The sequence below is a fragment of the Edaphobacter sp. 4G125 genome (genome assembly GCF_014274685.1).
In the GTDB taxonomy this organism is placed as follows: Bacteria; Acidobacteriota; Terriglobia; order Terriglobales; family Acidobacteriaceae; genus Edaphobacter.
The window spans coordinates 1,586,734-1,609,392 of record NZ_CP060393.1; the positions used below are offsets into that span (position 1 = coordinate 1,586,734).

General features: G+C 54.6%; 22 protein-coding genes and 1 tRNA gene. 6 read left to right on the forward strand and 17 right to left on the reverse strand.

Annotated features, from left to right (window positions below):
* The first annotated feature begins 230 nt into the window (after window positions 1-230).
* Entirely contained in the window at window positions 231-770 is a 540-nt protein-coding gene (locus tag H7846_RS06560; RefSeq protein WP_186695684.1) for a peroxiredoxin, read from the forward strand.
* A gap of 67 nt (window positions 771-837) precedes the next feature.
* On the forward strand, window positions 838-1,395 hold the full coding sequence (locus H7846_RS06565) for a carboxymuconolactone decarboxylase family protein (protein ID WP_186695685.1): 558 nt from the start codon (window positions 838-840) through the stop codon (window positions 1,393-1,395).
* Window positions 1,396-1,591: 196 nt separating this feature from the next.
* Here the strand turns inward: H7846_RS06565 and H7846_RS06570 are convergent, their stop codons facing one another.
* The gene (locus H7846_RS06570; RefSeq protein WP_255460887.1) at window positions 1,592-2,656 is read right to left on the reverse strand and encodes a M28 family peptidase; all 1,065 of its coding nucleotides are present in this window, start codon (window positions 2,654-2,656) and stop codon (window positions 1,592-1,594) included.
* Between the two features lie 110 nt (window positions 2,657-2,766).
* Between H7846_RS06570 and H7846_RS06575 the strand changes: the two genes are divergently transcribed.
* Together H7846_RS06575 and H7846_RS06580 are read left to right on the forward strand one after the other, a co-directional pair.
* Complete coding sequence (locus H7846_RS06575) at window positions 2,767-3,864, forward strand: lactonase family protein (protein ID WP_186695686.1); 1,098 nt, start codon at window positions 2,767-2,769, stop codon at window positions 3,862-3,864.
* Between the two features lie 162 nt (window positions 3,865-4,026).
* On the forward strand, window positions 4,027-5,211 hold the full coding sequence (locus tag H7846_RS06580; RefSeq protein ID WP_186695687.1) for an SH3 domain-containing protein: 1,185 nt from the start codon (window positions 4,027-4,029) through the stop codon (window positions 5,209-5,211).
* On the opposite strand, the gene H7846_RS06585 is transcribed toward H7846_RS06580, so the two are convergent.
* From H7846_RS06585 to queG, 3 genes are all read right to left on the reverse strand, one after another.
* Window positions 5,212-7,386, reverse strand: coding sequence for a PP2C family protein-serine/threonine phosphatase (locus H7846_RS06585; RefSeq protein ID WP_186695688.1), 2,175 nt, complete (start codon window positions 7,384-7,386; stop codon window positions 5,212-5,214).
* Window positions 7,373-8,431, reverse strand: a complete 1,059-nt coding sequence (locus H7846_RS06590) for a YihY/virulence factor BrkB family protein (protein ID WP_255460888.1) — start codon at window positions 8,429-8,431, stop codon at window positions 7,373-7,375. The genes H7846_RS06585 and H7846_RS06590 overlap by 14 nt, the downstream gene beginning before the upstream one ends.
* Window positions 8,432-8,500: 69 nt before the next feature.
* Window positions 8,501-9,628, reverse strand: coding sequence for a tRNA epoxyqueuosine(34) reductase QueG (gene queG, locus H7846_RS06595; protein WP_255460889.1), 1,128 nt, complete (start codon window positions 9,626-9,628; stop codon window positions 8,501-8,503).
* 59 nt (window positions 9,629-9,687) lie between these two features.
* Here queG and H7846_RS06600 point away from each other — a divergent pair.
* Window positions 9,688-9,779 (forward strand) — tRNA-Ser (locus tag H7846_RS06600).
* Window positions 9,780-9,849: 70 nt separating this feature from the next.
* Here the strand turns inward: H7846_RS06600 and H7846_RS06605 are convergent.
* Together H7846_RS06605 and H7846_RS06610 are read right to left on the reverse strand one after the other, a co-directional pair.
* Window positions 9,850-10,650 carry a family 1 encapsulin nanocompartment shell protein gene (locus H7846_RS06605; RefSeq protein ID WP_186695689.1) on the reverse strand — a complete coding sequence of 267 codons (801 nt, stop codon included), beginning with the start codon at window positions 10,648-10,650 and terminating at the stop codon, window positions 9,850-9,852.
* Window positions 10,643-11,752 (reverse strand): Dyp-type peroxidase, encoded by a 1,110-nt coding sequence (locus H7846_RS06610; protein WP_186695690.1) that lies wholly within the window; start codon window positions 11,750-11,752, stop codon window positions 10,643-10,645. Before H7846_RS06610 ends, H7846_RS06605 begins: the two co-directional genes overlap by 8 nt.
* 209 nt (window positions 11,753-11,961) lie before the next feature.
* On the opposite strand from H7846_RS06610, the gene H7846_RS06615 reads away from it, so the two are divergent.
* The gene (locus tag H7846_RS06615; RefSeq protein ID WP_186695691.1) at window positions 11,962-12,189 is read left to right on the forward strand and encodes a hypervirulence associated TUDOR domain-containing protein; all 228 of its coding nucleotides are present in this window, start codon (window positions 11,962-11,964) and stop codon (window positions 12,187-12,189) included.
* A 61-nt stretch (window positions 12,190-12,250) separates the two neighbouring features.
* Here H7846_RS06615 and H7846_RS06620 read toward each other — a convergent pair whose 3' ends face one another.
* From H7846_RS06620 to H7846_RS06670, 11 genes are all read right to left on the reverse strand, one after another.
* Entirely contained in the window at window positions 12,251-14,023 is a 1,773-nt protein-coding gene (locus H7846_RS06620) for an AsmA family protein (protein WP_186695692.1), read from the reverse strand.
* Window positions 14,024-14,044: 21 nt separating this feature from the next.
* Window positions 14,045-14,842 carry a signal peptidase I gene (lepB, locus tag H7846_RS06625; RefSeq protein WP_186695693.1) on the reverse strand — a complete coding sequence of 266 codons (798 nt, stop codon included), beginning with the start codon at window positions 14,840-14,842 and terminating at the stop codon, window positions 14,045-14,047.
* A gap of 110 nt (window positions 14,843-14,952) precedes the next feature.
* The gene (gene lepB / locus H7846_RS06630; RefSeq protein WP_186695694.1) at window positions 14,953-15,798 is read right to left on the reverse strand and encodes a signal peptidase I; all 846 of its coding nucleotides are present in this window, start codon (window positions 15,796-15,798) and stop codon (window positions 14,953-14,955) included.
* Entirely contained in the window at window positions 15,799-16,647 is an 849-nt protein-coding gene (rnc, locus tag H7846_RS06635; protein WP_186695695.1) for a ribonuclease III, read from the reverse strand.
* A 61-nt stretch (window positions 16,648-16,708) separates the two neighbouring features.
* Entirely contained in the window at window positions 16,709-18,487 is a 1,779-nt protein-coding gene (locus H7846_RS06640) for a tetratricopeptide repeat protein (protein ID WP_186695696.1), read from the reverse strand.
* A gap of 628 nt (window positions 18,488-19,115) precedes the next feature.
* Window positions 19,116-19,253, reverse strand: coding sequence for a hypothetical protein (locus H7846_RS06645; protein WP_186695697.1), 138 nt, complete (start codon window positions 19,251-19,253; stop codon window positions 19,116-19,118).
* 2 nt (window positions 19,254-19,255) lie between these two features.
* Window positions 19,256-19,999 (reverse strand): cytochrome c biogenesis protein, encoded by a 744-nt coding sequence (locus H7846_RS06650; protein ID WP_186695698.1) that lies wholly within the window; start codon window positions 19,997-19,999, stop codon window positions 19,256-19,258.
* Between the two features lie 277 nt (window positions 20,000-20,276).
* Window positions 20,277-20,966 (reverse strand): heme exporter protein CcmB, encoded by a 690-nt coding sequence (locus H7846_RS06655; protein WP_186695699.1) that lies wholly within the window; start codon window positions 20,964-20,966, stop codon window positions 20,277-20,279.
* The gene (gene ybaK, locus H7846_RS06660) at window positions 20,963-21,469 is read right to left on the reverse strand and encodes a Cys-tRNA(Pro) deacylase (protein ID WP_186695700.1); all 507 of its coding nucleotides are present in this window, start codon (window positions 21,467-21,469) and stop codon (window positions 20,963-20,965) included. Before ybaK ends, H7846_RS06655 begins: the two co-directional genes overlap by 4 nt.
* On the reverse strand, window positions 21,466-22,161 hold the full coding sequence (locus H7846_RS06665; RefSeq protein ID WP_186695701.1) for an ABC transporter ATP-binding protein: 696 nt from the start codon (window positions 22,159-22,161) through the stop codon (window positions 21,466-21,468). Before H7846_RS06665 ends, ybaK begins: the two co-directional genes overlap by 4 nt.
* 40 nt (window positions 22,162-22,201) lie before the next feature.
* Window positions 22,202-22,651, reverse strand: a complete 450-nt coding sequence (locus H7846_RS06670; protein WP_186695702.1) for a cytochrome c maturation protein CcmE — start codon at window positions 22,649-22,651, stop codon at window positions 22,202-22,204.
* Between the last annotated feature and the right edge of the window lie 8 nt (window positions 22,652-22,659).

Here is a 22,659-nt window from a genome sequence, read left to right on the forward strand (position 1 = left end):
AAGTGCCTGCATAAACTACAGCGCTGAAAGCGGCTTCGGCAGCGATAACCCGCCCGAGTTCAGGTAGGACAGAAGTCGTGTTTTCGACGTAACTGATTGATAATAAAAGAGAAATACATTTACATCGAGAACTTTTCTTGTTAGAATAAGACATGCGGCTTAAGCACGATTTTTGATGTCATGAACGTTGAAAAATTGATCACTACAAACCCTAGAGAGGAGTAAAAACTATGCTACAGATCGGAGAGAAGTTTCCTGATTTTGAGCTGACTGCTACGATTTCGACCGAGAAGGATGAGGCCAAGGCTTTTAAGGCGATTACCGGAGATACGTATTCCGGCAAGTGGAAGCTGTACTTCTTCTGGCCGAAGGATTTCACCTTTGTCTGTCCGACCGAGATTGCTGCCTTCGGTAAGCTGAACAGCGAGTTTGCGGACCGCGACTGCCAGATTCTCGGCGCAAGCACCGACAACGAGTATGTCCACGCTGCATGGCGCACGCATCATGCGGACCTGAAGGACCTGCCCTTCCCGATGCTGTCGGACATCAAGCGCGACCTGAGCGGGCAGCTTGGCATTCTGGACGAGAAGGCCGGCGTAGCACAACGCGCGACCTTTCTGGTCGATCCGGACAATGTCATCCGTTTCATTTACGTGACCGATCTTTCTGTGGGGCGGAATCCGCAGGAGGTTCTGCGCGTGCTCGATGCATTGCAGACGGATGAGCTTTGCCCCTGCAACTGGCAGAAGGGCGAAGCGACCCTGGCCTAAACGTTGTTTGTTGAAAGAGGCGCGGCTCGGTGGGGCCGCGCCCGATTTTTAGGAAGAGAGGGGAAAGATGGCATTAGAAGATCTGATTGGAAGTCTGCCGGTTTATGCGAAGGACCTGAAGCTGAATTATTCGTCGCTGGTGAAGCAGAATACCGAACTGACCCCGCAACAGCTGTGGGGGACGGTGGTGGCATCTGCCATTGCAACGAGGAATCCTGAACTGACGGCTGCTGCGATTACTGAAGCGGAATCGGCGGGTCTGACTGGCGATACGATCGATGCGGTTAAGGCGGCCTCCGCAATTATGGGGATGAATAACATCTACTATCGTTTTCATCATCTGACGAAGAATGAGAAGTACGCTACGTTGCCAACACGTCTGCGCATGAACGCTTTGCGCGGCCACAAAGTCGACCATGTCGACTTCGAGCTATGGTGCCTGGTGGTGAGCGCGGTCAATGCCTGCGATAAGTGTGTCGATTCGCATGAGCGAGTGCTTCGCGAAAAGGGCGCGACAGAGGAGCTGATCAATGCAGCGATTCGCGTCACGTCGGTGATCCACGCGATCGGAGTTGTGCTCGATTCGGAGAAAGCTGCTCCAACTCCCGCTGTAGCGATTGCGTAAAAAGATTGCAAAATAAAAAGAGGCACTGAATAGTGCCTCTTTTTGCATGCTGGCGGAAAACGTAGCCGAAGGATCTGCGGTGGCAAAGATTGAAGATAGTGGCCAAAACGCAGATCCTTCGACTTCGCGATCTTCGATCGCTTCGCTCAGGATGACACCTTTGTGGGTTTGCTTTTCCTCTCCATGAACTATGGAACTAGGGCTGTTTCGATGGAGGGTTGGTCTGCGGGTTGCCTCCAGGATTCCATGCAGGTTTGAAGGTGGAATCGGCCAGCCAGCGAATCGGGCCAACCATGGAGTGGATGGCATTGGTCATGTGAGTGAAGTCGATGGTGCGGACCTCGTCTGAGGGCTCATGGTAGTCGTGGTGGAGTCCGAAGCTCGATACGGTATGGGCGATGATGCCCTGGCGGGCGAGGGCATAGTTGTCGGAGCGCTGAAAGAACTGCTCCTTTGGGTGGGGATCGTTCATGAGATGAGCGCCGTGTTTTGCGAGCTCGGGGCCGAGGTTGGAGCGGTCAAAGCCGGTGAGCCATAGGGTTCCTGCAGGGACTGCGGAGTCGGGTCGGCCGATCATCTCAAACTCGAGATTGGCGATGATGTTGGACAGAGGAACGGGAGGATGGGCAAGAAATGCCTGGTTGCCGAAACCGCCGATCTCCTCGGAGCCGAAGAGTGCAAAGACGATGGTGCGCTTGGGGCGAGGACCGGATGCAAGCAAATGGGCCAGCGTGAGGACTGCGGTGGTTCCAGAGGCGTCATCGTCGGCGCCGTTATAGATGGGATCACTTTGTGGGGTCGCGGATACCCCTAGGTGATCGAGATGGGCGGTCAGAAGGATGACCTCATCTGGCCGCGAAGAGCCACGAAGAATGCCAATGGCATTCCAGGTCTCCTTGCGCGGAACATCTTCATACTTTGAGAGGTACTTCTGGAGACGTGACGGAAGCGGGTCGGGAAGCTGGGCTTTCTGGAGGTAGGTCCCATTGTTACCACCCGGTTCGAGTCCCAGCGACTGAAACTGCGAAGCCGCAAAAAGAGCAGCCAGGTGCTCGTCGCGAGTGGCCGAACCACGTCCGCGAAGCTCGTCGCTGGCAAGGAAGTTCATGTCGGCCTGAACCTCTTGTTTCAGAGAAGAGATTGCAGGAGCCTTTTTCGTTTGTGGAGAGTCGAATGAGTGGGCGGGTTTCTGTCCTGCAATCAATACAAGACACAGAAGCGCGCTGGAACTGCAAAGTGAAAGACGTTTGCCGGTGGACATGCGGGCGATTATAGATCAAGGGTAAAGTTGAAGCAGTGGGGAACAGGAAAGCATTGGTAGACGCGCAAGAAAGAGGTTGGTTCCGGCGAGTGTTATTGGCGGTTGTGCCGATGATTTCGGCATTGACGGGCTGTGGAGGCTTCTTTGTTCCTCCGAACAATGGCGGCGGAGGCGGCGGAGGCGGAACCACGACGGGACGTGTTTATGTTGCAAATGCAAAGACCGCGACGACGAGCACGATCTCCGGATTCACGATTGGAACCGGAACCCTGACAGCGGTCAACGGGTCGCCATTTACGTTGAACTATGTCCCTGTAGCGCTTGCGATCTCTCCCAATAATTCGTATCTCTATGCTGCCGGGCCAAGCTCGATCAATGTTTATTCGATCAATTCGGACGGATCGCTGACACAGGTTAATGGCGGAGCTGTGATCAGTGTCGCCTCGCTGGATATATCTCCCGATGGGCAATGGCTGTTTGGTCTCGACCAGCTTTCTAATGTTCTGGACGAGTTTCAAATCAATTCATCCACGGGGGCATTAACGCCGGTTGCCAGTAATATTCAATATCCCGTTCCGAGCGGAACGACCTCGTGGCCCCGGATGATGGTAAAGGTAGCCCCGTCTGGCAATTATGTGTTTGCAGCGCTCGGTACGATAGGGGATATTGTTTTCAGCTTGAATACAACGACGGGCGCAACGTCCTGGGTGCAGCAGCTTAGGTTGAATTCTTCGAGCACAAGCGATAATGCGCTGGCAGTCGATAGCACCGGCTCGTATTTGTATATAGCAAGGAGCGGAACTAATGGTGGTGTGGCGGTTTATACCATCGGAGCGAATGGAGTTTTGAACTCCATCTCCGGTTCTCCGTTTGCCGCAGGATCGCAGCCGTTCTCTGTGACGCTGGACACGACGGGCAAGTATCTCTACGTCGCTAATCGAAATGCTGGAACAATCTCAGGCTATTCGATCGGAACAGGATCGGCACTGACGGCGCTCAACGGTTCTCCCTATGCCAGTGGAACTCAAGTGAACTCGCTTGGTGTAGACAAAAGCGGAAAGTATCTGCTGGCCGGTGCCGGGGGAGGTGGTCCCGATTTATCGATGTATAGCTTCGATGCCACCACGCTCGGGAAGCTCAATCTGACTACGAGCGTTGCGACCGATACAGATCCGGCTGGAGTGGTGGCGATTGCGGTGACCCACTGAGAGGTATATGAACCGATAACATCCCTTGATTTGCAAAGATCGTCCAAAAATCAGGGTGTAGGTTACCAGTAAGATAAAGAAATACTCGACAGAGTTGTGGAGCCAGAGGTCATCGTTTCACCATTCCGACAGATCGATGCAACATTGCACCACAGACCAACCATGTCGCTTCGACAGGGGTTTCTAGCAGGATGCCTTGTCCTGGCGCTTAGTGGCTGCTCAAAACTTCGGCCTAAGCCGGAGACACAATATGTGTATGTCACTTCAAAGCAGACGTATCTGCGTGACCGAGTGGCTGCTGTTTCGAACCGTACCGCCACGGTGGAGAACGGTGCGAAATTGCAGGTCCTGGAAAAAGGGCGCAGGTTCTATCGTGTCCAGACACCGAAGGGCGAGCAGGGGTGGATTGACGAGAGAGCAGTTGCAACCCAGGAGATCTTCGATCAGTTTGAGACGCTTGGGCGCGAACACCAGAACGATTCTGTCGTCGCGAATGCGGTGGTCCGCGATGACGTTTACCTTCATACAAAGCCGGGCCGTGATACAGATCGCCTGTTTCGACTGACCGAAGGCGAGAAGCTGAAGTTGTTGCGACGAGCCACTTTGCCGAAGCCACTGCCGCCGGGACAGCGACCTCCGGTCAAGCCAGTTACGACTGCCGCCGGGACCACGAAAGATAAGACTGGAGCGCAGAAGGAAGCCGCTCCTGCTGAACCAGCGCCACCTATTATGGAAGATTGGTGGTTGGTTCGTGACTCCAGGGGAGATACGGGATGGCTCTACAGCCGCATGATGGATGTTGATGTTCCGGATTCGATTGGCCGCTATTCTGAAGGCCAGCGGATCGTAGGAGCGTACATCCTGACGAAGGTCAACGATCCGGATGCTCCACAGGATGACAAGAATATTCCCGAGTATGTGACGGTACTCAGTCCATACAAGGCCGGGCTGCCGTATGACTTTAACCAGGTGCGTGTATTTACATGGAACGTAAAGAAGCATCGATATGAAACGGCCTTCCGGGAACGGAATATCGAGGGGTATCTTCCGGTCGAGATCAAAATGGCAAAGGACCCCTATGCGAAGAATCCTGCCGGCCTGATGGAGGCTCCAACCTTCAGCTTCAAGGTGTTGTCAGCGGATGCGCCTATTGTTATCCCCGATCCGGTGACCGGAGCAATTGTTCCAGGAAAAACCAACCTCAAGACGTATCGGTTGGAGGGCAGTATTGTGCGCCGTATTGTGGACCCGACGATTCCTCCGCCGGATGATGCTCATCCCGACCCGATGCCAGTGAAGAAAAAGAAGGCAGCGGCTGTTTCGAAGAAGCCGCGCCGTAGACGATAGCTACAGCTGACGCGCCAGGACCAGGGTGATATCGTCAGGCTGTTCTGCTGCTCCGATCCAGGCATCAAGAGCCTGCATCACCTGACTCGAAATCACATGCAGCGGCTGATCGCGATAGCGACGGACGACTTCCATGAGCCGCTCCTCTCCGAACTCGCCGAAATCATTCTCTGGTTCGGTGACGCCATCGGAGTAGCCAACGACGATGTCGCCTGAGTGCATCTGGAAGCTGTCTTCTTCGTACTGCATTCCATCCATCAGGCCCACGACCGTGCCGCCGCGGTCCAGGCGGCGCACCACACCATCTCTACCCAGCACCAGCGGTGGAAGCTGGCCGGCATTTGAATAGGTCAGCATCGACGACCGAGCATCATAGTGAGCGAGAAACAGGGTCGCGTACTTTTCTGGTTGGGTGCTCCGATAGAGGTGGCGGTTCAGGAGTGACAGAATTCGCCCCGGCGATTGGAACAGCTCATCGCAGTCGCCTCCGCGCTCGTCGCGGCTTGCCAGCAGACCGGCCAGCGCCGATTCGCTGTAAACCAGCTCCTCGCTGGCGAAACGATATGCACGTACTGCTGAGTGGAGTGTTGCCATCAGCAGTGCAGCAGAGATTCCCTTTCCGCTGATATCGCCGATCGCGATTCCAACACCGGTCTCTTTGCGGTTCGGATGGCCATTATGTGCCGCTTCATGAAAGACAAGAAAGTCGTAGTAGTCGCCACTTACCGATCGCGCCGGTCGACAGATGCCATGCAGCTCAAGTGTTGGAAGACTTGTGATCTGGCGTGGAAAGAGGTTGGCTTGTACTTCCTGTGCGATGGAGATCTCGTTCTGCAGCCGTTCCTTCTCTTTTTGCTCTACAAGAAGGCGCTGCAAGGAGCCAGTCATCTTATTAAAGGAACGGCTCAGTTCGGCGAGCTGGTCTTGACGTGTGACGCCGATTCGATGGCTGAACTCTCCGCGGTCGATCTGTTGCGTTGCCTCGTAGAGATCGGAGACGGAGGCGGTCATGGTTCTGCTCAAGCGGATTGCCATGATTAAAGCCAGCAACTCGATCAGGGCAAAGAGAACGCATAAGGCGATCAAGCCGATTCGATAGGCATCGGTGACGAGGCCGCCAAGCGATGCTCCAAAGAGCTGGTTGTAGAGCAGGGATGGACGAGAATCCATCCGGATGGGGACATTGTCCCGTTCGCCGGTCCCCCAGTCTGTAACGCCGACCGTCGAGAGAAAGTGCACCTGGATATCGGCGAGGTTGACTCCAGGAACCTGCGTCCCTCCAGAAACTGAGTTTTCGCGCGCCTTCTGGGCGGGTCTTCTTGTCGGCGTCCTGGAAGATTCCGCTGTTTTTGCAGCCTGATTGGAGCTCGGTTCGCTGCCTCCAAGCCGTTCTGCAATCAGTTGTGCCCGTCCTACGCCGCGGGCGATGGAGTCCATCATCTGGCCATCAACGATAAGGCTGGTGACGACACTCAGGAGCCGGCCATCATTCAGTCGCTTCTGGTTAACGACAGCCAGGTAGAGTTCTCCACCATCGAGCACGAGCCCCTGGAATTGTCCTTCCTTGAGTTCGGTTGCCCATGGAGGTAAACCAAGAGGTGCCTTCCCCTGGGGGACACCAAGAAGTACAGGGGCGCTGTTGAGATAGATCGATATGACACGATGCAGATTACCTCGAGTCATATCGGGGTTGTCCCTCAGCTCAATGGCATTTGCTGTCAGCGAAGCGGGGTTTTCCTGAATGAGAATGGCAATATGCTGCAGTCGATGAGCGTTATCGCTGCTCATTTGTGCCAGTTCTTCTTGCATGCGTGAGTTGGCCAGATGGATTGCAAACTGGCCTGCGGCAACATAGGCCGAAATCATGACAAGCGTAAAGAACAGTACGACCGGAGCCAGCCCGATCAGCAGGTAGGTGACAACGAGCTTGTTTCGCAGGCTCCACAACATCCGTCGGCGAACAACGCGGACCAGCAGGGGGATTCCTGTAGCGACCAAGGCTATTCCCACCAACACCTGAACCACGGTGAAGAAGGTCCCGAACGAGCCGGGAATCATCCGCAGCACAAAAAGCAGGCCAAACCATATCGCCAGCCAGAAAACGGCGGCGGGCAACCCCGTGGGGGGCTTTTTGCCCATCCATTCCGGCCAGTTTTGCTTGCTAGCGATTTGCATTCTTTTTCTCTGCCTCCAGTGTCGCTCGGCGCTCTTCCATTTTGGCCTCACGCGCAAGCCGGAGGGTAAACCGTGTTGCCGAAACCTGCGCTCCTGCCAGAACCAGCAGGCCCGAGAGAAACGCCCACATCATGAGTCCAACCGAGATATAAAACGGCCCATAGACCGATTGAAAGTCGAGCCAGGGCAAGGCCCGCACATAGAGATACTTTGCCAGTTCCCAGAAGATTCCTACCATGAACGCTGTCGGAAGAACCGCCCGAGCGGGAATCTTGCGATTGGGAAGAATCCAGTAGATCAGAAAAAACAGCAGAATGCTCAGGATGATGCCACAGCCCTTCAAAAACCATGCGGCGGCGAAATCGTACGCAGGGGTTTCGGTATGACCAAAGAAGACGAAGGTAAGAAGGCTCCTCGAACCTGAGCTGAAAGCGACAGAAGCGAGGGCAAGAACGCCGACAGCGAAGGCCAACCCCAGGGAGACTACCTGGTTATGGAGATAGCTGCGATTTTTGGTTACCCCCCAAACGTTATTCAGCGCTACTTCCAAAGGAAGAAAGACTCCCGTGGAACTGACCAGAAGCATCACTACAGAGAAGACCTGAACCCCTTTGCGAGGATGCGCGAGCAACTGCATGTTCCTCATCACAAAATCCTGCCCGACGGGGAGGAAACCGCGCATCATATCGCCGACGACCTGTTCCATTGCCCGGGAGTGGAAGACCCTTCGGCAGATGGTTAACAGAAGCACGATAAATGGAAAGAGCGACAGAATTGCATTTGCCGCTACGCTGAAGGCGTAGGTGTGGACTTCAGTTTTAACCATGTAACGCAGCAGGGCTGCGATCTGAGGCCAGAAGCCAGGCTTTCGTACTGTTGGAGGAACCCGTTCAATTGGCAGATTGGGGCCGGTCTTCTGCTCGTCAGGCTTCAGCGACATCGCGCTGGCCGCTCGAGGGACTTCAGGTCTATCTGCATTGGGTGGAAGGATCGAAAACATAAGAGGTAGAGAAGGTATCTGATCGCCATTTCGTGGTGTCAGCATTTCTCTGCAATCCAACTCTGATGCTAGCAGAGAGATGCATAGATAAATCAGGCGTCCGATGGTTCTGGTTTAACGTTCGTGAGTTGAAGAAGTAATCTGCTGGATAGCCCAACGTGCGCTTTCGGCTAAGACCTCATCTTCGCTTTGGCTCCATGCTTCAAGGTGAGGCAGAAAATCACGATCATGACTGTTTCCCATTGCAATTGCTACATTCCGATGCAGCCGTTTGCGGCGAGTTCGCTCCAATGGGGAACCCTTGAAGAGTTTTTTGAAGCCTGCCGAATCCAACTCTGCCAACCATTCCAGCGCGGGGTTGATCAGCTCTGGTCTGGGCTCCATACCCTCTCTTACGGTGATGGGAGCGCGACGGTTCCATGGGCACACGTCCTGGCAGATGTCGCAACCAAAGATCTGACGTCCGATAAGATTTCGCAGGTCTTCAGCAATTGCACCTTTCTTTTCGATTGTGAGATAGGAGATGCAGCGAGAGGCATCCATTTGACGAGGAGCGATGAGAGCCTGCGTCGGACACGCATCAAGACAACGCGTGCAACTTCCACATCGATCGACTGTAGTATCAATCGATACTTCGGCTGCGACTGGAATGGAGGTCACAATCACCGAAAGCAGAAGCCAGGATCCGAGATTCTGGTTGATGAGACAGGTGTTCTTTCCTGTCCAGCCAAGCCCAGCCTTCACGGCTGCTGATCGCTCCACGAGGGGGCCGGTATCGACATAACATCGTGTTTCGCAGGGCACACGTTCCTGCAAGGCAGACTCGATCGTTCGCAGTCGTGTCAGCAGTTCGTCGTGATAATCGGTTGGGACCATCTGGTCTTCGCTGTTTCTGCCGCTCCAGGCATAACGCGCAATCCAACCTGTCTTTGGAGGGGCGGGAGCAATCGAAAGCGGAGCCTCAACGTTGTAATTAAAGGCACAGACGATGACGGAACGAGCCCACGGTATGGCTACTTTTACACCGCTCCGTACCAGGATCCCTTCCTGATCGCGGCGTTTGAGATATTCCATCTCTCCGGCGCGGCCAGCATCGATCCAGGCTTGAAAGCGATTGGCGTCACGTTCAGCAAGTTCGCTGTGCGGAGAAGGTACGGGAGCGATGCTAGCAGTATCAAAGCCCACATTCCTGGCCTGCTCCTGCATCCACCTCACCAGCTCAGAAGTCCACTCGACTGACACTTCGCATCCTCTTCACAAGCACTTTCCGCATGCCTGGATTCAGGGTAAACTGAATATACGGAGAGTTGGCAGAGCCCGGTTGAATGCACCTGACTCGAAATCAGACATAGTCGCAAGGCTATCGGGGGTTCGAATCCCTCACTCTCCGCCATCAACCCCTCACAAATCCCTTATAAATCATATAAATTCAGAGAAAATAGACTTAGAGTTTTCTCTAATTTTTATGATGGAGAAAGTGCGACAGAAGCTTCGCTGGTTAAGACTCGGAAAGTAAATGTCTCCTGAAGGTACAACTTCACGGTGGAATCGTTATGGCTGAGATAGCCGATCGAAACATCCTGTCCAAGGTTGAGTTGGAAATCGCCACCTCGTGTTGTCAGAATGAATGCACCCTCAATGGCTGGTGCCCAAAGAATATTGCCGTCGATGATACGCTTCACGTGTTCAAGGACGGGATAGCCTTGATCGCGAGTTTCAGCAAGTGCCGTATATTCATTGGCTCCAAGCACAACCGAGTATGGACCGTTAACTCCGACGAGCCTTAGCTGGCTCAACGCGTGTGCTACGGCGTCTGGGTAATCTCGCACATCCGCAGGGAGCATGCTAATAGGGTTGCTGGTGCTTTGACGAATACCCCGGATGCTTGCTTCGCGGTAGCCATTGAAGATGGCTCGGTCTTCTGCAAAGGCTAGTTTCTTTGCAGCATCCTTGGCAGGCTGCCAATCGGAATCATTTGATCCTCGCTCGACATCGTCAATTGTTTGGCGGGATAACTCGAAAAAGACCCGCAATTCAACAAGGGATTGAACCTCGCGCAGGTTGGCAACAATGCCATCAGCAGGAGCAGAGATCGATTGCAAGTGGCCGGTTCCGACTCCAGGCATAGCAGCGCCACCGGGAGTTGGGACATCCACAACTCGCCGCCCCGCTAGATACCTTTTTAGTGTTCTTGTCGTCTCTTCTTCAATTTGTGACCAAGCGGCGGCAGAGATAGGCGCGAGTTCTTTATGGAGGTTATTCATCTTTTTTTCCCTCTTTTCCCTCTAATGACAATGAATCCCTTCGGTTCTCTTCTTTGAGCGATCCAATGCCAAGTGAGTCATCGTGATCAGGTAAAACCGAAGGCGGCTCAGGTGTGAGTTGTGCACCTGTTGCTCTGACGTTCGGTGTGTTCGTGCTGATATTGTCGAGAAATGTTGCGGCCGGTACGAAGAACAGTCCACCAGTCACCGGTTGGCTGAAATCAAGTAGGCGATCATAATTACCAGGAGGGTTTCCCAGGAACATGTTCTCAAGCATTTTCTCCGTAACTCGTGGAGTACGGCAATAACCGATGAAATATGTTCCAAACTCACCTTGCCCTGGCTTGCCGAAGGGCATGTTATCCCGCAAAATCTGAAGCTGTTTTCCATCTTCTTCGATGGATGTCAGTGCATTGTGCGCATAAGGAGGCTTTTCGGCATCGCTTAATTCGATATCAGACAGCTTTCTGCGGCCGATGATAAGTTCCTGTGTCTCGACGGGAAGGGCATTCCACCTCTTCATATCGTGTAAGTATTTCTGCACAATTACATAGCTGCCGCCTGCAAAGGATGGGTCTTCGTCACCTACAATTGCAGCATCACGGGCAGCATCTCCTCTTGGATTTTCTGTGCCATCGACGAATCCCATGAGATCGCGATCATCAAAATAGCGAAATGCCTGGACTTCATCGGCGACTGAAACTGTATCTCCAAGGGCATCCATAATCTGAGTAGCTAGTTCAAAGCAGAGGTCGGGACGCTTGGCACGAATATGAAATAAGATGTCGCCCGGAGTGGAGACTGCATGACGGTTTCCTGCATGCAAATCTCGAAAGGGATGAAGTTCAGCAGGGCTTGGTGACCCAAAAAGATGGTTCCATGCATCCGAACTGAATCCGACGACGCATGTAAGACCGGCCTCGATATTTCGAAATTCGACAGCGCGTATAAGTCCCGAGAAATCTGCAAAAAAAGAGCGTAAGGCTGGATAGTTGTTGCTCTCAGACCGAATACAAAGAACCAGGAAAATCGCTGAGCGCGTTAGCGGGCCGACTACCGGTTGGGGTAGAACAACTTCATTTAGCGCCTTAGAAGTACCCATTTATTTATTCTCAAGCCATGATCATTCTGGCGTGCTTTCTATCTTAGGTCGTATGCATCATCATAAGCCTGTATGCCTCGGCACCCCCTGCGTGGCACGCAGCAAGTGCCTCTGAATGTTTTTCTCATGCGATCATTGTTCGCAATCAGCAGGCCAAGTTTAGCAGATGGCATTTTCGAAGAAATAATTTCAGTGGAGGAGGCTGCAGGATGGCGAGAACGTTTAAAGTTGGCGATCACGTAGGTTGGAATTCTGAGGCGGGACAAGTGTCAGGAACGATTATTGCTATACACACCGGCGATTTTATCTACAAAGGGTATGTACATCATGCGTCAGAAAGCGATCCCCAGTATGAGATCAAAAGCGATAAGACGGATCATATTGCTGCTCATAAGGGGAGTGCTCTAAAACTTCTGCATGGAGATGGTGAAGTGTGAACAACGTCGCGCCTACATTGACAGGAACTATCTTCATCGCAAGAGAGCAGAAATGCAGTCTTCAATGATGATGGCGTCGCTGGCCGGTCTTTGCGGGTTTGCTAGTATGAACCGAATTGTCCTGCCACGTCTGCGTGCCCTTCCAAGGGCGTGTTGCCGTGAGGTCGATGTGAAAGAGCCCTGTTGTAGGACTCTTCGTGGGAAGTGCTTCCAGCAGACCTTTCCCCAAGGGTGGAAACGCCTGGGCCAAAGTTGTGAGGCGCTCAAGGGTGGCGTTTCCGGCCAAATGTAGCGTATAGCCAACGGAGTCCAGATGCCCAGAGAGAAGGACAGGATCGTGTCCTCCAAGCTGCAAGGGGACAGGATCTAATGTGAATCCCTGCTTCGGGCCAGTTGCAGAAACTGCATTTCGAGAATGGGGCAAGGGTAAATGAGCCAATGACTCTAGATGGACATCTCCTGAGAGGAGTGGAGTTTTTGCTTCTCCAGTGGTGACGGCTGCATTATCCAAAGTGAGTTGGCCTTGCCATTGATTTGCAGATGAGGCGGGTTGGTCTTGGGAGACAGAGCCAGTTGCCCCATAGGTCAGCGTTCCGGTGAGCATTCCGCCAATGGCAAGGTTCTGCGGAATCGTGGAATTGGTGGCCCTCAACCATGTGAGAAGCGTAGAGCCAGGAATCTTCGGAGCCGTGATCTGTATTGATGCTTCACGGGGGAGATGGACATTAGGGATATTTCCCGTGAGGACGATGGACGATATTTGCGAAGAACTGGCAGGAGGCCAGCTGCAACGGAGATCCTCAAAAGCATGAAATATCCCCGTAGCCGTGGCAAAGCACTCCGCTTCCGTGGTGAGAGGTTTCTCAGGGATGAAATCGGCAGGGCGAGCATCAATAAGTCGGAGCCGTGTGGAGATCGCGCTCTCGCCAAAGGTCCCTCGAATATGAGTTGTGAGGTTCATCTGACCGCGCCAGCCAGCATCGTGGCCGAAGAGAACGCGAGTAGCCTCGCCCAACTGAGCGTTTCTCCATTGGCCTTCAAGGTTCAAGGGAATCTGGCTAAGAGAAGGGGCGGCTCCCAGAGTTGTTTCAAGCTCGATGATCCCGGTATCGGACACATTGGAGTCCGTTCGTGTTGGTCGTGCCCGAAGACGAAGATGCCATTGATGAGGATCGGGAAGCCAAAGAGCAAACTCTGCTTCGACGAGTGAGAAAGGAAGTTTTTCTTGCTCCTGCTTGATATTCAGGCGAGCTCCCGTAGCTTCGATATAGGGGAAGCGGGGAGCGGGGCCAGCTCGGCGCTGAGCGGTCGGAGCCGTCTCGATCTGCGAAGCATGAAGCATGATGCCTTCGATGTTCCACTGACCGTTGGCAGCATGGACAAGATTGACGCTCGGATCGGTGAAGCTGATCGTGGAGAACTCTACGCGGCGGCGCCATAGAGAAGACAGACGAAGCGTCGCGCGAACAGAGTTTGCCCGGATGATCGGCTCATACCCAAAAGCAGGGTCTTCACCTACGACAAAGTTATCGATCGTAAAACCTGGAAGCGGAAGAACGGTAAGCGAGATCCGATCGAAGTGGACTGGACGGCCGATACTGTTTGAAATACTTGTGGCGATCCGTCGCTGATACCGGCTCACATTGACCAGCGGAGGAAGAAAGAAAAGCAGCACAAGGGTAGCAATTCCCCCATAGAGAAAACGAAAACGCCGAAGGTGCCCACGACGGGTGGGAGACGTTTTTGGCGCGTTCGAAGGTGCACCAGCAGGTAGATCCACCATTTCATTCTGCTGGACTGATATCCCGCGATCGGATGGATAAGTCTGTTCCATGGGGATGTTGGATCGCACCTCTTATCGAATTACGTGGAAAGTGCGTTTCCATCGCGTCTGATCGAAGATGTGGATAAGGATGTGGCCCATGAAGGAGAGTCGTTCTCCGATGCTTTGTTTGTCAATTTGATCTGCAGGCGTTTCAAAGGACCAATAGACAAACATCGGTCGACCTACGATGTTTTCACGAGGAACAAATCCCCAGTAGCGGCCATCGAGCGAATCAGGACGATTGTCTCCCATGGCGAAGATCTTGCCTGGAGGAACCACCAAGTCACCGTTCTGGATATGTGTTGGGAGCTCATACTGCCAGCTTGCCGTGACCTGATACATGGGATCAGGAGGGATGCTGGGGAAGTCGTCGCGATAGGCATTGAAATCGTGCTGGGGATTGCCATCGGATACTGGCATGGCAGCATAGGGCTCGTTCTGGGCCACTCCGTTGAGGTAGACAACTCCGTTTCGCAGATGAATATGGTCGCCGGGAATACCGATTGCACGCTTCACGAGAAAAAGATCGGGTTCACCTGGCTTTAGAAAGACGATGATGTCGCCGCGCTTAACATCGCGATAATAGGTAAAAGGAGCCCATTTGGCCGGAGGAGCCAGCGAGATTCGGTCGACCAGGACGTGATCGCCAATAAGCAGCGTCTTGACCATGGAAGCGGACGGAATCTCAAAGTTCTGAAAGACAAAGGTCATGACGAAGAGACCGACAGCCAGCACACTGGCAATGGAGGCCAAAGATTCGAGAGCCGTTTCTTTCTGCTCCTCCACCTGGGCTGAAGTTTCTTCTTTCTCAACAGATTCCATCGTCATCGACTCGTTTTTCTCCGGAAGACCTTCTCTTTAGTGTATCTCTCACGAGAGTTCTCCGGTTCTCTGAAATCAAAGGAAAGAAATTCGATGTTTTGAGGGGAATAAGTAATCTAACGAATGATGCGGAAGACCCTGTTCCAACGGGCAAACTGGAAGGAGCCAGATGATGACGCGGTGCTGCCAAGAGAGAGTCCCGCAGCATGCGGTGCAGCATAAGTCGAGTTTTCTTCCTGACGTAAAGAGAAGTAAATCATCAGGGGACGGCCCACAATATTTTCGCGAGGAACGAAGCCCCAATACCGGCTGTCGTCGCTGTTATTCCTGTTGTCTCCCAGAACAAAATAGTTTCCGGCAGGAATGATGAGTTCTCCATCATCGATCAGCTTGCGCATGCGGACCCACCAGCGGGAATCAATCTCAGGATCGGCGCTTTGAAGCCGGGGGAAATTATCGCGAAAGTTGTCGTAGCCAGCAGGATGATAGACCGCGTAGGGCTCATTCAATGGAAGCCCGTTGATAAAGACGTGGCCACCGCGAAGGCGAATATGATCTCCGGGAATCCCCACGATGCGTTTGACGAGGTGGGTGGCCGGATCCAGGGGGTAATGAAATACGACCACATCTCCCCGGTGAATTCCCGGAGAGGGAAGCAGAAGAGAGCCAGTCGAATCGGCTGCGACCTGTTTGTCGACCAGGAGAAAATCACCCACCATCAGGGTTGGTTCCATGGAGCCTGATGGAATCCGGAAGGGTTGCACAGTAAACGCAACAATGAAAACCGCGATGACGATGATCGTAAGCAGAGACTGAATGGCAGGAAGGAGCCCAGGTTTGCTGGAGTAGGAACTATGACCGACTGGCGGCGGTTGCGTGGGGGGCGTCCCAGCAGGGACGAACCCAGAGGCGGACTGTCCGCCTTCGCGTAATGGGCCGGGGGAGAGTGTGGGCGGGCTCATTTAAATACTCTGATGCGCAGATGTCGTTCCGGGAGAGTGCTTGGAGGTGCTCTCATCTATCTGCGAAGGATCTTGTTCAGCTAACAGCCGCTCGAAGGCGATGCGTGCAGCCTGCTGCTGGGCCTGTTTTTTTGTGGTCCCTTCGGATTCGGCCAAAGCCCTGGATCCTCCACTTCCATCCGAGATGCGAACCTCGATGCGGAAAAGTTTCTGGTGATCGGGGCCACTCTGGGCAGTTAGGACATATTGGGGTTGACCATAGCCCGAGGCCTGAAGGTGTTCCTGGAGAGCAGACTTGTGATCCCCGATGGCTCCGCTGAAGGTGTCTCCTGCGTTGAGGGCTCCTTGCAGGGTCGGGAGAGAGGGCTCGATGATGTGACGCTCAATGAATGAGCGGGCGACTTCCAGACCTCCGTCAAGATACAGAGCCGCGATGACGGCCTCCAGTGCATTCGCCAGCAGGGCAGGCTTTTGTCTGCCTCCACTCTGTTCTTCTCCGCGCCCCAGGCGAAGCATCGCTCCAAGCCCAATGCGTTGCGCGACAGAGCCAAGGTGGCGACGGCTGACAAGAGAGGCCCGCAGCCGGGTCAACTCACCTTCCCGCGACCGGGGAAAGCGTCGATATAGGCTCTCTGCGACCGCAAGTCCCAGAACCGCATCCCCCACGAACTCGAGTTGTTCGTTGTCGGCGGAGGGATCGAGAAGAGTCTCCGGATTCGTCTCGTAGGCGAGCGAACGGTGGGTTAGGGCCAGAGTCAGCAATTCAGGCCGCTTAAAACGGTGTTCCCACAGAGGAGTGAGCGGCAGATTTGACGGTGCTTTTGTGGGCTTTCTGCGGCGCGTCGACATGCTTCCTCTCCCCAAATAGCTTACTCAATGGGTTGGACGCTCCAAAGAGGCAAGTTGCTCATCATTGGGGCGAAGATGGTGGTCGATAGGCGTCCTTCTCTGCTTTGCCACTCGGGTCTAAAGGCTCGTTATCATTATCGTTATCGTTTGCGCGTCGTGGAAGAAGGAAAGGCTCTTTAAGACCTTTCTCCGCGGCGGCTTTCGTATCCGGTTGGGAGTCGCGAACGGCAAGAGCCGCTTTATATTCAGCGATTGCTTTGGTTCGTTCGGGATTTTCCGCGTCCGGTCGCTCCGGATCGCGGGCGATATCGTAAAGCCGGCCAAGATAGATATGTGCCCAGGCCAGTGTCCGGGGATCTTTGGCTAAGGTCAGGGTCTTGTTGAGATGGGTCATCGCCGAATCCGGATCTCCTTGAATCAACTCCACCCTTCCAGCCAGATAGTTTGCCTGAGGGTCATTCGGATTCGCCTTGAGGGCTTCCTCGGCCATCATGCCTGCGCCTGCGGTGTCGCCCTTCATCAGCTTCATCTCGGCCAGGTCGAGCCCCTTGAGCTGGCGCGGAGCGCGTTTGACGAAATCATGCGAGCCTTCCGGCAGAAAGACGACTTGTTCTGCCGCATGGCGTTGACGATCGACATCCATGCCGTAGACCATCTCGGCGATGTCTTCCTTCAGGCTTCCGCCATCTTTTTGCATCTGCCCAAGCTTATCGTAGAAATAGCCTGCCAGAACCCATCCCTGGCGTACATCCAGATCGACCTGCTTGCGTCGAGCGGATTCTGCCTGTCGCTCCCATGCGGCTAATTCGGCTTCGTAGTTTGTCAGATCTGCACGCTGTTTAATCTGGCCGGGGCGTTTCGGCTTTGGAGCGTCCGCTTCCATCGTCTGGGCCTCCACGGCTTTGATCAAGCATTCGGTAATAAAGGCCGAGATATCGGACTTGTAGATGAAATCCAGTGGAGCATCGTGCACAGCCTTGAGCAGGGGAAGTAGTCGATCCATTGCGCTCGCCCGGGCATAAACCAGCGGCTCAATCTCGTAGTGCAGATAGGTATGGCGGATCTGGTCCATGTGGACCTGTCCGAGGGGATTTCCCGCTGGTGACGAGACGACGATATAGTCGCTGCCGTAAATGCGCGCATTCGTCATCGAGGGTGACAGCATGGGTTCCAGTAGAACCAGAAAGCGGCGTCCATCGTAACTCGAAACCGGCAACCGTAAATAGATATTTGTGTCGAGAATCGCTTTGGTGAGCGGGTCGTGGACCAGGTTGACGAGCTGTTCGTAGTCGGAACGATGGGTGACCCAGATCGCGTGGAGATTCATATCCTCCGCGAAAGTCCGCAGAAGCGGGAGAATGTTTACCACCTGCGTCGCATCCGGCGGAAGCTCTGTTTCCTCAACGGAAGGGGTCAACTGTGGCAGGGGATTGAGATATAGCGAAAGCGAGATGTACTGCGCCAGGTTCAGGGCGGGGTCCGAGAGAGAATGATCCCGGATATAGGTGCAGAGGGCATCGCGGTGGTCGCGTGCCGCGGGAGTACCGGTAGCGAGCGCATGGTTAATCTCCTCCCGAATCTGTTTGCGAATAGGAGCCGAGTTTTCCAGGTCGGAGTCGTATCCACAGGCATTGAGCGCAACCGCAAGATCGAAAAGCGGCTCGCTTGTCTCCAGCGTAATTGCAGCTCCACCGGCCTCGGGCTGAGTGACCCTGGGGCGGGCAGGGAGCCGTTGCCGGTCATTTTCCAATGTGGAGGAATTCGAAGAAGACGAGGAAGAAGGGGACTGAGAACTGGAAGATTGGGCGCCTGCACCTGGGGTAAGAGCCAGGGCTGCCAAAAGAAAAAATCCTGCGGTTTTGTATGGAAAAGACACGTGATTATTCAACTCTTTCAGGGAGTGTAGGGGAGAGAAAAGGGGAAACGCAAGGATGAGAGGCACGGTCCCCTTTCCGTTGATCCCAAGAGAGATGGGACCTGGCGTACTAAACAACCGAAGGAAACGATGCCACTTCTCCTCAATCTACAGAATCCCTATCGATTCTAGATGCAAGCAATTGGAACAGACTGTCGCGCCATATATTCCGTGCTTCTCTCGGATGGAGAACCGGTCCCCCAAGGAGCTTTTGGAGAGGGCCCCCTCCCCCTGTTTTCGCGCAAAGTATTCGAATCATTGCAATTAAGGTTAGACCAGTATCCCCAGAGTGCAAGAAAAGCCCCGGGCCTGAAGCCCTGGGGCTTTCTATATTTATTTTAGAAGAGGGGAAGGGGTAGATTTGCAAAACGAGGGAAACCGGTTTCTGACTTGTTTTGTTGTAGATACGGGCGGTATGCGGGTTTGTGGGGCTTGACAGGCGTTGTTCCGGATTTTGAGGTTCGCAAAATACGGGGATTCCATCGACACCTGTGCTTCAAATAGTGAACCGATTCCCCCTTCGACTTCGCTCAGGGCAATCTGTCGAGACAGCCTAAATGGAATCAGTTTTCTTCCAATTGCGGACAAGCCAGCCGAGATATCCCAGTTGGGTCACAATGACCCCGACATAGACAAAGACCAAGTGGCGATGAACCATCGTGGAGAAGTTGAAGAAGGTCTGCCAGGTCATTGTCAGCGCGCTCCGTTGCTGGGAGTTTCGAGAGAGGCTTCAAGAGCCATGAGAGCTGCCTCTTGCTCGGCGAGCTGGCGGCGGCGTTCGATGGCGAAGCGGAAGCCCAGAAGGAAGATTCCCCACATGGCCCACCCTGCAAGATTCCAGAGAACGGCGGGAACAAATTGGGGGGCGATGCCGCCTCCATTGGGGCCAAAGACAGGAGCGGGATGCTGGGTGCGCCACCACTCGATCGACATGAAGTCAATGGGGACGTCAATGGCGGCAAAGATAGAGAGAATGGCAGCCAACGTCGGCGTCTGCCCAGAGGGAGAGAGACGACGCAGAAGCATATAGCTGACATAAAGCAGCCAGAGGATCAGCTCAGAGGTGAGCCGGGCGTCCCATGTCCACCAGATTCCCCAGGCGGGCTTTCCCCAGAGCATTCCCGTGGCAAGCGTGATCCCGACATAGAGGATCGTAATCTCCGCTGCAGCGACGGCAAGAGCGTCTGCAGTCAGTGCTTTTAGCGGGTCACGTCGTCGCCAATAGAGAAAGGCAATGGAAGCAGCAAAGTTGATGTAAGGAAAGACGAGGCCGAGGATGGCGTGCGCGAAATGGTAATAGAAGATGCGATGGAGGTCTCCCATCGTCTCCTCAGGCGGAGCGATAAAGATAGCTTGCCGGAAACCAAGGACGAGCACCACAACTGTGGCGGCGAGCCAGAGCCAGGCAACATTACGAAGAGTGGAGGGACGAACCACGAAGTTATTTTATCGCGGATTGTTCCGTCTGGCCCGGATTTGCACGAGGGAAGGAAACTACAGAGATTTCTCTGAGGAGTGGAACGACGAAGAATGATGGTGGGAGGGGGAAAGAAGGTGGTAGAGAAGCAGATCCCTCCACTTCGCTACGCTTCGGTCGGGATGACACTTTTACAGGGAACAGGGAACAGGGAACAGGGAACAGGGAACAGGGAACAGGGAACAGGGAACAGGGAACAGGGAACAGGGAACAGGGAACAGGGAACAGGGAACAGGCTTATTCCGCGTTGAGGACGGTTTCAAAGAGCAGGATGCAGACGGTGGTGTAGATGACGTCATAACCGATGAGCTGGTTGATCCAGGTTCGGAGGTAGACAGGGTCGAGTTCGGCGGTGATGACGCCGGTCGTAGCCTGCACCATCATCACAATGGCGGGAAGCGTGAGAGGCAACAGGATCAGGGGCAGAAGAAGCTCACGGCTCCGGGCACGCAGGCCCAGAACGGCAAAAAAAGTGCCGTTGACGACCAAAGCCCAGGTGCCCAGGGGAAGGATAAGAGCAAGCAGCCAGGCGTTCCCCAAGACATGCAAATTGAAGAAGATAACGAAGATCGGCGCGAGAACAGCCTCGACAACCAGGACGAAGATCATGTTCGCCAGCGCCTTGCCGACGAAAAGGGCGGAGGCAGGCGAAGGCGCCATGCGTTGAGCTTCCAGAACCTGATTTCGCTGTTCGCGGGTCCAAGACTGGTTAAGGGCGGTAATCGAGGCGAAGAGAAGGCCGACCCAGAGGATGCCTCCAGAAATCTGACGGGTGACCGTGGGGTATCCGGCCGGATCGAAGGCGAGAGAGAAGACGACCACCATCAGGAGCACGAAGAAGAGCATGCCGTTGATGGAGTCGCGTGAGCGCCACTCGAGACGGAGATCTTTGAGAAGGTGTTCGAGGACGAAGGAGAGATACTTCAACGGGACTCTCCAGTGGGGGCTTTCGTCAGATCCGCGAGCGTGGCTTCCGAGGCGCGAAGGTAGTCAGCGGGAGACATAATAAGCTGCAAGCCGCGCTGCCCGGCGGAGACGCTGATGACATCGAAGAGTTCGATCATTTCATCGGCGAAGGCGGGGAAGGGCTTCTTAGCACCCATAACCGTGACACCGCCGCGGATGTATCCGGTGAGCGGCTCGACATCTTTGAGGGAAGCCAGCTCTGCCTTTTTGGCTCCTGCGGCGTGGGCAAGTTTCTTAAGATCGAGCTCGCTGTCTCCGGGAATCACGGCAAAGAGGTGCTCACCAGTATTCGTGTGCGAAAGCAGAGTCTTAAAGACCTGCTTGGCAGGCAGGCCAATCTTGCGAGCAACGGAGATAGCAGTCAGGTCTTCGGGATCGACCTCGTAGGCACGAAGTTCGTAAGAGATCTTGAGGGAGTCGAGGAAGCGGGCGGCGTTGGTCTTGGCCGGGGCAGAGAACTTCATCGGCTCCCCCGGGTGGAGATATCGACGATCTGGCCCTGGCGCATGGAGAGAGTGCGTTCTGCGAGAGGCTCGGCTAGCGAGGCTTGATGGGTGGTGAAGATCAGGGTGCGGGCTCCTCCACCGGGCACAGGCCAGGTGCGAAAGTCGGCGAGGAGCTCAACAAGGTGAGCTGCGCTGGAGACGTCGAGATTGGAGAAGGGTTCGTCGAGAAGAAGTAGCTCGGGATCGGTCTGGAGGACACGAGCCAGGGAAGCACGCTGGCGCATTCCCTGGGAGTACTGGCCCACCGGTCGGGTCAATGTGGGGTCGAGGCCGACAGCGCGCAGTGCCATCTCGGGCGATCCAACGCAGGCGCAGCCGTCACCGCGGTGTAGCTTTGCGAAGTAGGTAAGGTTCTCCATCGCGGTCAACTCGTCGTAGAGCATGGTGGAGTGACTCATATACGCGATGCGATTCCGCTGGCGATGCGGCGGTTCTCCGAAGACGGTGGCATTGCCACGGGTGGGAGAGATCAGTCCGGCAACAGTACGGAGCAGGGTCGATTTCCCTGCTCCGTTTTCTCCCAGGATGACCGTAGCCGAGCCCACAGGAAAGTTCGCAGATACGCTGCGCAGGGCAGCAAAGGAACCATAGATCTTCGAAACCGAGACGAGGCTCGCGGCTTCAGCGCGAATTGGAGCGACAGTAGACATGCGTGTGCTGCTGTGGACTCAGCCAGTATAGGTGGAGCTCTTAGCGAGAAGCAGGAAGAGCAGAGGCTGTCGTCGTGGGTGCCTGGTTTGCGGCTGGAGCGTACTTAGAAGCGCATTTGGCCTGGAGCTGAGTGGCATGGAATACGCCATCACGGCCATAGGTGCCTACGGCGAGCGCCTGGGAGTCGTCCTTGAAGGTGTCCGGCGGAGGCTCGGAGCCTTTATAGGTTACGCGCAGGGTATGCCCCTGTTCGAGTAGCGTGAAGGTCGCGTTGGTCCCTGAGCGCTCGATGCTGCCCGGGGCAACATTCCCGGCCACGCGGAGATGACGCGTGTATGCCTTGTTTCCCATGCCCTGGAGCTCACTGATCGTGACGTAGTAGCTTTTGTTTTCGCTAACGCCGGTGATGGCCAGGTAAGCGACGGTCCCCAGGATGAGGACGGCGGCGACGATGATCTTCAGCGAGCTTTTGCGGTCAGGGGTCGGCATGGCTTTCT